Genomic DNA, 12,477 nt, shown 5'->3' on the forward strand with positions numbered 1-12,477 from the left:
TAGCAATGAAAGGGTATCTTCATTCTATAGAAACCTGTGGGACTGTTGATGGTCCTGGTATCAGATTTGTCGTTTTTATGCAGGGCTGTCCTCTTCGCTGTCAATATTGCCATAATCCTGATACATGGCAGTTGAAAGATGGAAAAGAAACCGAAGTAGAAGAGTTAATGAAAGACATTAGAAAATACATCCCCTATATGAAATTTTCTAATGGAGGGGTTACCATCTCTGGTGGAGAGGCCACCATGCAAAAAGATTTTGTTATCGAATTGCTGAAGCGTTGTAAAGAAGAGGGAATTCATACAGCAATTGATACATCAGGGTTTGTTTGCTTGGAAGATGCCAAAGAAATCCTCGCTTATACCGATTTAGTTTTACTAGATATCAAACATATCTCAGCGGAAAAGCATCTGCAGATTACAGGGGTTTCTAATGAATGGACTCTACAATTAGCAAAGTATTTACATGAGCAAAAAATCCCCTTTTGGATTCGTCATGTGCTTGCACCTGGAATCACCGATAGAATCCAAGATCTTCAAGCTTTAAGAGCATTTATCAATACAATCTCATCCGTAGAAAAGGTAGAAGTATTGCCATATCATACAATGGGAAAATACAAATGGGAAAAACTTGGTTTACCAGAACCATTGCCTGGTGTGAAACCACCAACAGAGGAACAAGTAAAAAGAGCAGAACAAATCCTCGTTCCTCAAGTCACAAATCAATTGGTTGTATCGTAAACAAAAAAACGAAGCATTAGTTGAGGAAACCTGATTTAAACTGGCTTCCTCTTTTTTTCCTTCTTTATCTATTATCTTTTTTTATCATCGTTTCTGTTTAAAATAGCTGATTGCTAACAAGATGGATGGGATTACAAAACCAAACATTAGGGCATAAGGTGTCCATGTCGTTGTAGCAAATTCAAAGGTTTCAACAATATTTTTATTTAGAATGACAGATAAAGCAACCACGATAAAGACTAATGGCATGGCAATAGGACGATAATCAGATAAATGGAACACCTGAGCGATTACTAATATTCCCGCATAAAAGCTGATTGTCATTTTTATAAAGATCGTTAACATATAGGATAAAGCAATAACTGCTTCCACTCTTGTTAAAAATCTTCCAACATCAATCAATCGAGCCATATTAAATGTAGCAAAAAGGGACATTTCGGTTGGGCGAACATTTAAAACAAGGATCGTTCCTAATACCACAAAAAATAAAGATAAGCCACCTACGACTACTCCGCTGATAAAAACAGATTTGATTCGTTTTCGTTGATTCACAAATGGGAGAATCATTAAAAATGCAATCGTTTCTGCAAAGGGAAAACCAAGGGTAGGAACGGTCCCCCTTAATACAGGTTTAAAACCCTCTGCAAAGATGGGATACACATTTTTAAATTTCATTTCAGGAATCAGTAAAAAGAGGGTGATCCAAAATCCTCCTGATGTAAAAAGAGAAAAAAATTCATTGGAACGCCCTATTCCTTCAATTCCTTGATTTATGACCATATAGAGTAATACTCCCGCCATTATGCTGAAGAGAATCATTGGTGTCTCAGGGAAAATAGCTGTTGTGACAAAATCAGTTGCATTCCGCATGACAAGTGCAGAAAGATGGAGAAAGAACCAAGCATAAAGCAAACCAATACCTTTCCCCAACATTGTTCCAAGAAGCGTCTCTGTAATTCCAACTAGGGTTTGATTTGGGAATTGTTCAGCTAAAGAAACCATAATATAAGTTAAACCAATTGCCAAAAGTGTTCCTAAGAACATCGAGATCCAACCATCTTGCTTTGATTTAGCAACGATGGTTGAAGGTATGATCAGCAAAGCACTACCAATGGTAAAATTAACCTCTAATAACCATAGTTGAAACCGATTGATCACTCCATTTTCTAACATAAGTGGTTCCTCCATATAGAAGTAAGTTAGCTTAATAGCTTATCTATCCAATGTTTGATTGGTTGAAAAATTAGTCTTAAGCCATTGGTTGGATTGGGAATGTAGAGATCTAACATTTTACCAATCGATAGATAAGCTGCAATCGCCATTAACCCTAGATATACATAGGCATCCCTCTTTTGTTTTTTCACCAAGAGATTCTTCACTTGTCGGTAAGAGATGATGATGATCAAAAAACCTAATCCTACAACCATCATTTATTTCCTTTCATTTCGATTTGGAATGATTTATTTTTCATTCCTATTTCTCCTATTGTTGTATTCACTTTAACATGAACTGTTAAATCGACAAATTCCTTTTCCCAGTCTTTTTTCAAGGTTTTCCATTCTTTTGAATGCTGGCGTTCAAAGGCTTCACCAAAACCAAAAATATCAACTTTATAGCTCTTTTGCACCTTTTTCAGAACATGCTCTATGTTCTTTTTGACTGTAGCATTGGTAGCCTTCTCTAAGTCTTTAATCACCGATTGTTTCGTTAAATCAATGGGGCCTAGGACAGATCCAACATTGGCATCGATTTTTATTTCTAAGTTAACCTCAGGCTTGCCATGAATCAATGTTGTTTTTATTTTTGTTTTAGAATTTATGATTTCAATCGAATGGTCTTCTCCTTGATAGGGGACAACGATGACAGTCTTATCAATTTCATCGGTTACCCAAAGAACTGCTCTTGCTTCCTCGCTATTTAGATAACCAATCACCTTATCTTGTTTAAAGACAGCAAATCCTTCAGTCTTGATCACTGATTCCTGTTTTGATGCTTGTGTTGCTTCTAAGGTATCCTTTTTTGGATTGATCGGGTTCGAGACAAAGATATAGGGAACAATTGCACTCCTTGTTGGACTTGTCAACATATTGATCAATTCTCTTAACTCCACTTGACGAGTAAAACTACCAGACTTTTGGGTGCTTTCCAGATGCTTTTTAATTGTAATCCCATTAACAGAGTCGATCGGAAATTGGGTAGATAAGACACTTTCTACCTTGCAATTTTTTGTAATTAAAATTGGAATGTCTTCACGAATTTCCGGGTCGCGATATAATAAGTCAAGGAAATCTCTGACACCGCTTTTTTTGCTAAATTTTCATCGATCACCCATGCTTGGAGATGGGCGAAGTATAATCTCCTAGACATTTCCTTTGTCGCCTTGCGAATTGCCTCAAACTGCGTTCTTCCAGAAGTTTTTAGTGTGATAAACGGAGTCATTGAGCTACTTACCCCTTGCTTTCCTGAGATAGATGAAGGGTTTACAATTTGGTAGACCAAGGTGATTTCCCCTTTTTTGGGGCCAGGATCAATACCAGCAGCTGTCACAATCGCGATTTCATTGAGCTCTCGCCGATTCCAACAGCCAGTCGTCAATAAAGTGAATATAATCATCATGAGAAGAATCATTATTTTCTTTCTCTTTCTCTTCATGATTGATCTTCCTTCCTATTAATACGTTGATGACCTTTAGGTGGTTTAGGCATCTCCGTATCTTCCCTCACTTCATTTGCTTGGCTAAATAAGCGAGGGCGAGTTAACATCATAAACCATGGTACTCGTGCAAAAATATCTTTTTGATCGCTAAGATTAAATGGGGCAATACCATTTAAATAGGGGATACCAAAGGAACGAAGGCCAACTAAATGAATGACAATCACCATTAAACCAAATAAAATGCCAAATAAACCAAAGCTTGCACTTAAAACAAGTAAGACAAAGCGAATGAGCCGTGCAGCGATGGCGATATCTACGACGGGTGTAGTAAAACCAGCAATTGCTGTCATTGAAACAATAATGACCATGGCTGCTGAGACAATACCTGCTTCTACTGCTGCTGTACCTAATACAAGTGCACCAACAATCGAGACCGCTTGTCCCACTGCTCTTGGCATTCTAACTCCAGCTTCCCGTAATATTTCAAAAGTTAATTCCATTAACACGGCCTCAATAAAAGCTGGAAATGGAATTCCTTCCCGTTGGGCAGCAAGGCTGACTAGCAAGGTTGTAGGTAATAGCTCTTGGTGAAAGGTAGTGATCGCAACATAAAGGGAAGGTAAAGTCATTGAAATTAAAAAAGTTATAATCCGTAAGAAACGTAAAAATGAAGCCATTCCTGAACGCATATAATAATCATCGGCAGATTGAAAAAGCATAGCTATGGTTACAGGGACAATTAAAACAAAAGGAGTTCCATCGACGAGGATGGCTATTTTTCCCTCCAATAATTGAGCTGCGACGATATCTGGCCGTTCTGTATTGTAAACTGTTGGGAACACAGACCATGGTGCATCTTGAATAAGTTCTTCAATATAGCCACTTTCTAAAACACCATCGATTTTAATTTTGATAAGTCGTCTTCTTACTTCTTCAACGATTTCAGGGTTTGCATTTCCTTGAATATACATGATGGCAATACTTGTTTCCGTTATGGTTCCAAGACGCATTTGTTCCAGCCTTAACTTAGAACTAGGTATCTTTCTACGGATTAAAGCCGTATTGGTGCGGATATTTTCTGTAAAACCCTCTCGTGGCCCCCGTAAAACCACTTGGTTATCAGGCTCTGTGACCCCCCGATTTTCCCATCCTTTGGTGCTGGCAATCAGCGTCTTATTTTCTCGATCGATTAATATTGCTGTTGAACCCCTAAGAATTTCATTGATGATTTGCGTTTTGTCTTGTGCTATTTTCACATCGCCAATATTTAAGAGGTGTTCTTTTATAAAATTTATAGGAGATAAGGAGATTTGGTCACTTGGATATTGGGTGAATAGGGTTTTTAAAAAGTCATTGATATCGCCGTTACTAACAAGACCGTCTGTATAAATAAGGGCAGCAGAAACCTCTTTTTCTTTTCCTAAAATAAAACGACGAACGATAATATCAGGACTATTCCCTAAATCTGTCGTAATCTCCTGAATGGCTTTTTCAAGATGACTAGGGATAGGTTGAATACTAGATTGAGTTTGAGTATTTGCATCAGGCTTTGAAGTCTTGGGATTTCTGTGTAATTTTTTGATCCATCTCCAGATTGACATCCGACCACTTCCTAAAAATGCTTATTAGTTATAGTGTGGTAAGAATCATGGTAAATTATGCATCGTTTAAAAACTATTATTTGACTGCATGCTGTGTGATTAGATAGATAGAAAGAAAATGAAACAAAAATAAGGAGCAAAATTCTCCTCATTTTTGTTCTTGAGCCCATTCGCTTGCATCCCAGTTTCCAATGCCTAAGACAAAGGTTGGTTTTCCGGTTGGACCCTTTGTTAGGTCAAATGCCTTCATCCCAGCGGCAAAGCATAGTTTCAAGCTTGGTACATTATCATTGGCCACTTTAACATAATATCGGTCAATATCTTCTAACGCTTCTGTTACTAATTGATAGGCTACCCCTCTATTTCGAACTTCAGGGTGAACCACAATGATTGCCTGATCTAGGCCAAAACGAGCAATGGCCAATACACCTACTATTTTTTTTCCCTCTAAGATGACGTGAATCAGATCGCCATTGCTTTGGTTAAGCTTTTGAAAAGGGGTTTTCTTTAACCACTCTATTGCTTTCCTCGTAATATGTCCATCCCCATATTTATTGATAAAACGGATTAAGGGTTGTTTGAAGCGTTCTGGTACAGAGGCATTGATCTTCATCTTTCTCATGATTTCACCTCTTTTGGAACAAATCCAGACAAATATCTAAAATATTGCAACAATCTGAGTAATGAGGTTTGACGAATATTAGGTTCATCAAATTCCATGGGTTTGGCATTTGCCTCAAAAAACCATATATCTCCGTTTTTATCGATGCCTAAATCCATCGACATTTCTCCTAATGAATGTCCTACCTTTTTTTCAATGTGTTGAGCAATTTTTGTCGTTAAAAGAGCAGTTTTATGTTTCCATTTCTCAGTTAATTCGTTGCCAAAGGTTTCGTGAAAAACAGTATCGACAGATTGAATATAACCACCTTGTGGTACATGAGTTGTAATACTTTGCTCTCCAGCAACGCGTATACCCATTCCTGTCATATGCCATTGACCTTTACCATTTTTTTGAACAAGTACCCGGATATCGTAAGGTCTTCCTTGGTATGTGCTTAAATGGATTCCTTGCTGAATAATATATTCTTTGTTATTTGCTAGTTTTTTTACCTTTTTCCATAAGTGATTAAATTCAACAAATTGCTGATGATAGGTAATTTGCTGGGCTTGATACGTTAGATTGAATAAGTTATCTTTTTTTGAACTTTCATAAATCCAATTCCTGCTTTACCATGAATCGGTTTAAGATATAGCATTTGATACTTTTTTAATAGGTTTTGTAAACGAGTCCTTTCTAAAATCGCTGTATCTGGTAAAATCGGTGCAAGTTCATGTGATTCACCCATCCATTGATAAAGGGACCATTTGTTGAAAAAATGGGGATTAAAAAAGGGAATTCCTTCAGTTTCTAAAAATTGAATCGTTTGTTGAACGATAGGTAAACGTTCTTCTCTTCTTGTGGGAATACGATTATATACTACATCTGGTAGAGGCATTGAGACAGAATCCCATTTTTTTTGTTCAGGATAATAGAGGTGAGCTTTTACTGTTTTTGATCCTTGTTCTATTGATTCAGGAGTGAATACATAAACTAGCACTCCTGTTTTAATCCCTGTTTGGATGATGTCGATAAAATTCTTTCGATTTCCTCTGAAAGTTTTGAAGCCACTTGTAGTTAGAATACCAACGATTGGACCAATTTTATATTGAAGATTTTTTTTGATTACACGTACAGGGAATGCTCCTCTAAGATCGGAGACATTTTTTTTAGAACTGATAATGAAAGATTTACTTTGGTTATTATGGCCGATTGTGTAGGCCATTGACGAAATCTTAGCGGTTTGATTATAGTGAGGAAGGATTAATTTCCAAGGTTTGATAGATGAGACTCGAACCCAAGCATAATGTGATGAATTCATAAATTTATACCCCTCCCTGCTACTTTATTTTTTCATTCAAAAGAAATACATAGATAACGGAGCGCGTTGGAATATACAAACTTATCTAGAAACCAGATAAATAAATCGGATACTCAAGCAAAGATTTAATCGATTCCTCATTTGCCTGTTTTAAACTTGGATGCTTAAAAATAGAACGACCTGGTTTTGAATTGACTTCAAAAAGCCAAACATGATGATTTTTGTCTACACCTACATCTAATCCTAATTCACCAAGGGGTTGGTTTAGGTTTTGTTCTAAATGTTTAGCAATCTGGATACTTTTACTTTTTATTTCTTCAAGCACATAGGAAGTATCCTGTTTAAAGATTTCTTTTATAAATTCCGATGCATTGATCAGTTGGCCACCTGTTCGAATATGGGTAGTTACACTACCTTTTCCTGCAGCTTTTGCACCGATTGCAATCAATTTCCATCGATTCCTTTTATTTTTGTGTAATTGTACCCTAAAATCGACCGGCCTGTGTTGATATTCAACTAAAGTGATTCCTTGCTGAATAATATAACGGTTAAGTCTAATTGGCTGTTTGGTTAGAAAGGTAAAGAGGGCATTTATTTGTTTAAAATCAAATGATTGATTGAACTGTTTATTTCTAAATTGAAGCGTATACGCGTTGTTGGTTTTTGTTATTTTGTAGATTCCTTTGCCTAAACTTCCTCCAGCTGGTTTTAAATAAACGATCGGGTACTTCTTGAGCATATTTTTTAACAAAGGGAGTGAGGGATTGGCATGCGTTTCTGGAATCGAACTTTTTATAGTAGGATCGTTAGTTAAGATCTGATTAATCTCCCATTTATTAAAAAAATTATCGTTAAATAGTTTACCTCCTGATTGAAGATACTGTTTTTTAAATTGTTGCACGGATGGATGTTGTTCACTTCCACGGTTTAAAACCCGATTATATACAACGTCTGGTAAAGAAATGGTAGCATATTCCCATGTTTTATTTTGATTCGCTGTTGGAAATAGAAAAATTCCTTTAACCGTTTTATCTCGCCAATTGACGGCACCTGGTTGAAATACAAAGTAATAGGCTGGATAAGAACCCTCTTTTGTTAATAGGTCAAAAAAGAATTTACTAAAGGGATGTCGAAAGTGTTTCAGTGATTCCAGAAAATTCGTTCCTGAATAATTAGAAGTTAAAATCCCAATAATTGGCCCAATTTGTAGACCACGGTGATCACGCTTGATCATGAGCTTTTTGTGATAGGGCAGTTTGATTTTCTTTTCGATTAAAGACGAAATGAGAAGTAAATCTTGATTTGATTGGTGTTGAAGAACACGAACCATGATAGGCTCTTTTAAGCCAAAATAAATAGGGATGGTTTGATTAGGTGTTAAATGAAGTTGTTGCAATAAAGATTTTGAAAGCCAGATCGTGTCTTTATGCTGATTTACTGTTTTAATGTGGATTAAAATGGGAACCACCTTCTTTAAATAGAAATTCCATATATTCAATCGGTTGAGTCATTGATTTTCTACTTAACTCAACCTCGCCTAATAAAGAAAAAACTTGACGACCAGGTTTGGAGTTTGCCTCAATCACCCATACTTTACCTTGACGATTTATACCTAAATCCAGGCCTACTTCAAATAAATGACCATGATTAGATTCGATAAAAGGTGGAATGCTTTCAGACAGTGATGAAATAAGGTTTTGAATTTTATTCGCTTTTGCTACGCCAAACTCTTTAAGAAGCAGTTTATTTACTGGTTGAACTGTACCACCACCATGGAGATTAGAAGTAATATTGGTGGAGTCGCCTATTCTTGCTGCCATTCCTGTGATTTCCCATCTTCCAACATAGTTTTTTTGGACTAAGACTCTAATATCATAGGGCTGTTTTGATTTTGTAGTAAGGTCTAAATATTGCTGAATAATATACTTTTTTCCACTGATAAAATTTAATATCCATTGACTTAATTGTCTACGATTGAGAAATATTTGTTGAATTTTTTGATTGGCTTGATTACGTCCAACGATTTCATATTGATGATGTTTTTTTTGAACCCTGATGATTCCTTTACCATGACTACCACCTATGGGTTTGAGAATGATAGGGAAGTGGTCTAACCACGTGAATAATTGTTGAACTCCTTTAAAAATATCTGTTTTAGGAAGGTGTTCCTTATAGATTGGATTCGCTGATAGAATTTGATAGAGTTGCCATTTCCCATGTAAAGCTTCACTAAGGAAGGTGATTTGTTTTTCCTTTTTCATTCGCTCAATATAAGGTCTATATTTGCTATAATCCGTAAAAATCCGGTCATAAACAAAATGGGGAATGGGGAACCAACCTTCCACCCATTTTTTTGAAGGTAGATTAAATTGAAATCCTCGTACTCGTTTATTTTTCCAATCGATTTGATCGGGATAAAAGACATAAACCAGTATATTACGTTGTTTTCCTATTAGTTGAAGGTTTTGATAAAAACCCTTTTCGAAGAATAGACGATTTTTTATTTTTCCCACCATAATACCTAATATTGGTTTATTCATTGGTTTCCACCTGACTTCAAGCGTTTTTTCCCTATTTTTGTTTTCAAATGATTTTTAAATCCGGATACAAAAAGCACATATTTTAATAGTTGCATCACAGATGGCCTTGGTTCATTTAATTGAGATTCTTCCGTTTTTGAAGGTTTTGAATTAACTTCTAAAAGCCACACATTTCCGTTTGTGTCTAAGGCGAGATCAATTCCAAATTCAGCAAAATTTCCCGTGGATGATTCTTCAAGATGTTGTGCAATCGCTAATGCAAGGGTTCTAAATCTCTGCTTAGAGATTTTTTTGTCTTTCACAGAATCAGACAAACGGATCGTTTTCATTACACCACTTTGTGTGCCTCCACGAGCCAAATTTGAGACAAAATGTTGATCACTGGCTATTCTAGCAACCATCGAGGTGATCGCCCATTTTCCATATTTGTTTTTTTGAGTGAGAATGCGGAAATCAATGGGTCTTTTTTCAATTTGAATCAGTGGTAAGCCTTGCTGAACCAAGTAAGGCTCTGTATTTAGTCTGGGTTGTAAGTGTTTAAACATTTGCCCGATAGAATGAAAAGTATGGGTAATCGAACCTTGGGAACGGGAATATTGGACGATAAACAAATGATTATTTTGCTTTTCGATTCTGATAATCCCCCGTCCTAATGCACCATTTGTTGGTTTTAAATAAAGGATAGGATATTTGACTAACATCTCTTTTATAGTTAAGATTCCTTTATAATATCTCGTTTCTGGCATCATTGAGTGGATGGGGGTTGGCTTTAATATTTCGTAGACTTGCCATTTATTCAAGAAATGTTCATTAAAGAAATGAAGATGGTATTGTTGTTTTAAGTTTGTAATCGATTCTTTTAAGGATTTCTCAATGTTTCGTGAGGATATTCTGTTGTAAACAACATTGGGAATAGGAAAAATATGTTTTAGCCAATGTTTGTCTTTAAGTACCCACCCTGTCACACTTTGTGTTTGTTTGTTGATATCTTTCATTGTAAAAACATAGGTTAATAATCCTTTGCTTTTTGATACCATGGAAATTTCCTCACAAAAGGTAGTTAATTTCCCAAAGGGTGCTTGTGGGTGTGAGGAGTCGATATGCTGAACGAGAATGCCAAGTATGGGTCCTAATTTAAGGCCTTCTGCTGTATCGTATCGAGCATGGATTTGTAAACCATTTGGTATTAATAATTCTGTAGCGATAGAAGAAGGGATTCTTAACAAATGACCGAAGTTTGAACTTACTCTTACCATCACCTCAGTTTTTTTGTTGCCAAAGGAAATAGAAAATGGTTTTTGAAGTGGAAGGTTTAATTGACTGATCAGTGTTGGATTCACATAGATGATATTGTTTTTGATTTCATGTTCCTCTACTTGAATGGCCAATACTGTCATGTTTTTTATCCCCTTCCTTAGGTTGTGCCAAAGCAAAATAAGCTACTTCATAATATGTTTAGGTGACTAACATGGTGTTAGGCTAAGGTCACATAGAAAGAGGGAATTATTTATGCTTTTCATTATGATATCTATAGGAATAGGCGCGTTGATTGGTGCTTTTACCAATGCATTAGCGATCAAAATGTTATTTCGACCATTCAAATCATGGAAGATTGGAAGCTGGCAAGTTCCTTTTACCCCTGGTTTGATTCCAAAAAGAAGAAGTGAGATTGCAGAACAACTGGGACATATGGTTGAGAACTATTTATTTACCGCAGAAGGGTTAAAACAATTTATTGAAAAATCGGGAATCAGGAACCAATTATTAAAGAAATTACAGCTAAACATACAGGGGTTGGTTCAACAGAATCAAACAGTCAAAGAGATGATGAATCCATTCTTACCTGAGGAATGGAAGGCAAAGATAAAAGGGATGATTCAACAAAAGGCTCTAGATTATTTATCTAGAGATGAGGTAAGGGCAAAATCCTTAGCAGACTTCTTATCTGAACCAGCTTTAATCAAAATTGAAGATCGTTTAGGACAGCTTTCCCAAATGTTTATTCAGGAAATTAAAGACTTTCTACATTCATTTAAGGGAAAAGTTTGGCTTGATTCGATTGTTAAACAATTATTTGAAGGCAAAAGAATGATTGGTTTTTTAGCTGGTATGCTGTTAGAAGGCGAACAAATTCAGCAAAAACTTTTATCGTATTTTGATCAAATCCTTGAAAAGCCTGATACACAGCAAGTTTTTCAAACTTTTTTAGTCAATGAGTGGAACCAAATGAAAGAGAAACCGATTGGCGATTGGCTAGATGACTTCGACCCTATCTTACATACGCAATTGGAGGAGATCTTAGATAAAGGATTGGAGAAGGCTCAGAATCTCCCCTTCCAGCAAGTGATTGATCTATTAAATAAATATAACTTTTTAGAAAGAGCCTATCATTGGTTTTTTGAGCTTTTTCAAGAAAAAATGGACAAGATCTTTTCCTATTTATCGATTGCAGAGGTAGTGAAGACCGAGGTTAACGCTTTTTCTTTAGAAGAATTTGAAAAAATGATTTTGGAGATTACCAATCGAGAATTAAAGATGATTACTTATCTTGGAGGAGTATTAGGGGGATTTATCGGGCTTTTCCAAGGGGTTTTGTTTCTTTTCTTTAAATAAAAAAGGTTTTAAGATGGAAAACGATAAATATATATAAAAAGAAAAAAAGGAGGGAAGTATCATGTCATATCCTTATGACAAGGCTTATGAACTAGCGAGAGTGATTGAAGAAAACGAAAATTATAAGACGGTGAAGGAATTAACAATAAAAGTGATGTCAAATCCGGAACAGATGAAGTTGATTGAAGAATTTCGCAGGAAACAGTTTGGCATGCAAGAAAAACAACTAAAAGGCTTACCCATTGAACAGCATGAGCTTGAAGAGACTAATCAATTATATAAAAACTTAAGTGCAAATCCAGAGATTAAGAAATTACTTGATGCAGAAGAAAGGCTAAGCATGTTATTTGTAGATATCAATCGAATTTTAACTGAACCATTAGACAAAATTTATAAAAAATCATAG

At 35.9% G+C, this 12,477-nt stretch carries 10 protein-coding genes and 2 pseudogenes; 3 read left to right on the forward strand and 9 right to left on the reverse strand.

Features of this window, described 5'->3' with window-relative positions:
* The first annotated feature begins 5 nt into the window (after nucleotides 1-5).
* On the forward strand, nucleotides 6-740 hold the full coding sequence (gene pflA / locus U473_RS01175; RefSeq protein WP_068722591.1) for a pyruvate formate-lyase-activating protein: 735 nt from the start codon (nucleotides 6-8) through the stop codon (nucleotides 738-740).
* Nucleotides 741-824: 84 nt separating this feature from the next.
* Here pflA and U473_RS01180 read toward each other — a convergent pair whose 3' ends face one another.
* The 9 genes and pseudogenes from U473_RS01180 to U473_RS01225 all read right to left on the reverse strand — a co-directional run bounded on the left by U473_RS01180 (nucleotide 825) and on the right by U473_RS01225 (nucleotide 10,855).
* On the reverse strand, nucleotides 825-1,913 hold the full coding sequence (locus tag U473_RS01180; protein WP_068722593.1) for a GerAB/ArcD/ProY family transporter: 1,089 nt from the start codon (nucleotides 1,911-1,913) through the stop codon (nucleotides 825-827).
* Nucleotides 1,914-1,939: 26 nt separating this feature from the next.
* Nucleotides 1,940-2,167, reverse strand: a complete 228-nt coding sequence (locus tag U473_RS01185) for a hypothetical protein (RefSeq protein WP_068722595.1) — start codon at nucleotides 2,165-2,167, stop codon at nucleotides 1,940-1,942.
* Nucleotides 2,167-3,392: pseudogene (locus tag U473_RS01190) on the reverse strand (Ger(x)C family spore germination protein). Before U473_RS01190 ends, U473_RS01185 begins: the two are co-directional and overlap by 1 nt.
* Nucleotides 3,389-4,996 carry a spore germination protein gene (locus tag U473_RS01200; RefSeq protein WP_068722601.1) on the reverse strand — a complete coding sequence of 536 codons (1,608 nt, stop codon included), beginning with the start codon at nucleotides 4,994-4,996 and terminating at the stop codon, nucleotides 3,389-3,391. Before U473_RS01200 ends, U473_RS01190 begins: the two are co-directional and overlap by 4 nt.
* Before the next feature lie 148 nt (nucleotides 4,997-5,144).
* Entirely contained in the window at nucleotides 5,145-5,618 is a 474-nt protein-coding gene (locus U473_RS01205; RefSeq protein WP_082732304.1) for a GNAT family N-acetyltransferase, read from the reverse strand.
* A pseudogene (locus tag U473_RS15595) lies at nucleotides 5,615-6,918 on the reverse strand (YheC/YheD family endospore coat-associated protein). The gene U473_RS01205 and the pseudogene U473_RS15595 overlap by 4 nt, the downstream one beginning before the upstream one ends.
* 85 nt (nucleotides 6,919-7,003) lie before the next feature.
* Nucleotides 7,004-8,386: a YheC/YheD family endospore coat-associated protein gene (locus tag U473_RS01215; protein WP_153011972.1), complete on the reverse strand. Its 1,383-nt coding sequence runs from the start codon at nucleotides 8,384-8,386 to the stop codon at nucleotides 7,004-7,006.
* The gene (locus tag U473_RS01220) at nucleotides 8,361-9,458 is read right to left on the reverse strand and encodes a YheC/YheD family endospore coat-associated protein (protein WP_068722605.1); all 1,098 of its coding nucleotides are present in this window, start codon (nucleotides 9,456-9,458) and stop codon (nucleotides 8,361-8,363) included. The genes U473_RS01215 and U473_RS01220 overlap by 26 nt, the downstream gene beginning before the upstream one ends.
* Complete coding sequence (locus U473_RS01225) at nucleotides 9,455-10,855, reverse strand: YheC/YheD family endospore coat-associated protein (protein ID WP_068722607.1); 1,401 nt, start codon at nucleotides 10,853-10,855, stop codon at nucleotides 9,455-9,457. The genes U473_RS01220 and U473_RS01225 overlap by 4 nt, the downstream gene beginning before the upstream one ends.
* Before the next feature lie 112 nt (nucleotides 10,856-10,967).
* On the opposite strand from U473_RS01225, the gene U473_RS01230 reads away from it, so the two are divergent.
* Both U473_RS01230 and U473_RS01235 read left to right on the forward strand, forming a co-directional pair.
* Nucleotides 10,968-12,071 carry a DUF445 domain-containing protein gene (locus tag U473_RS01230; RefSeq protein WP_068722609.1) on the forward strand — a complete coding sequence of 368 codons (1,104 nt, stop codon included), beginning with the start codon at nucleotides 10,968-10,970 and terminating at the stop codon, nucleotides 12,069-12,071.
* Between the two features lie 61 nt (nucleotides 12,072-12,132).
* Nucleotides 12,133-12,477 carry a YlbF family regulator gene (locus tag U473_RS01235; protein ID WP_068722610.1) on the forward strand — a complete coding sequence of 115 codons (345 nt, stop codon included), beginning with the start codon at nucleotides 12,133-12,135 and terminating at the stop codon, nucleotides 12,475-12,477.

The organism is Tepidibacillus decaturensis, assembly GCF_001561915.1.
GTDB lineage: Bacteria > Bacillota > Bacilli > Tepidibacillales > Tepidibacillaceae > Tepidibacillus_B > Tepidibacillus_B infernus.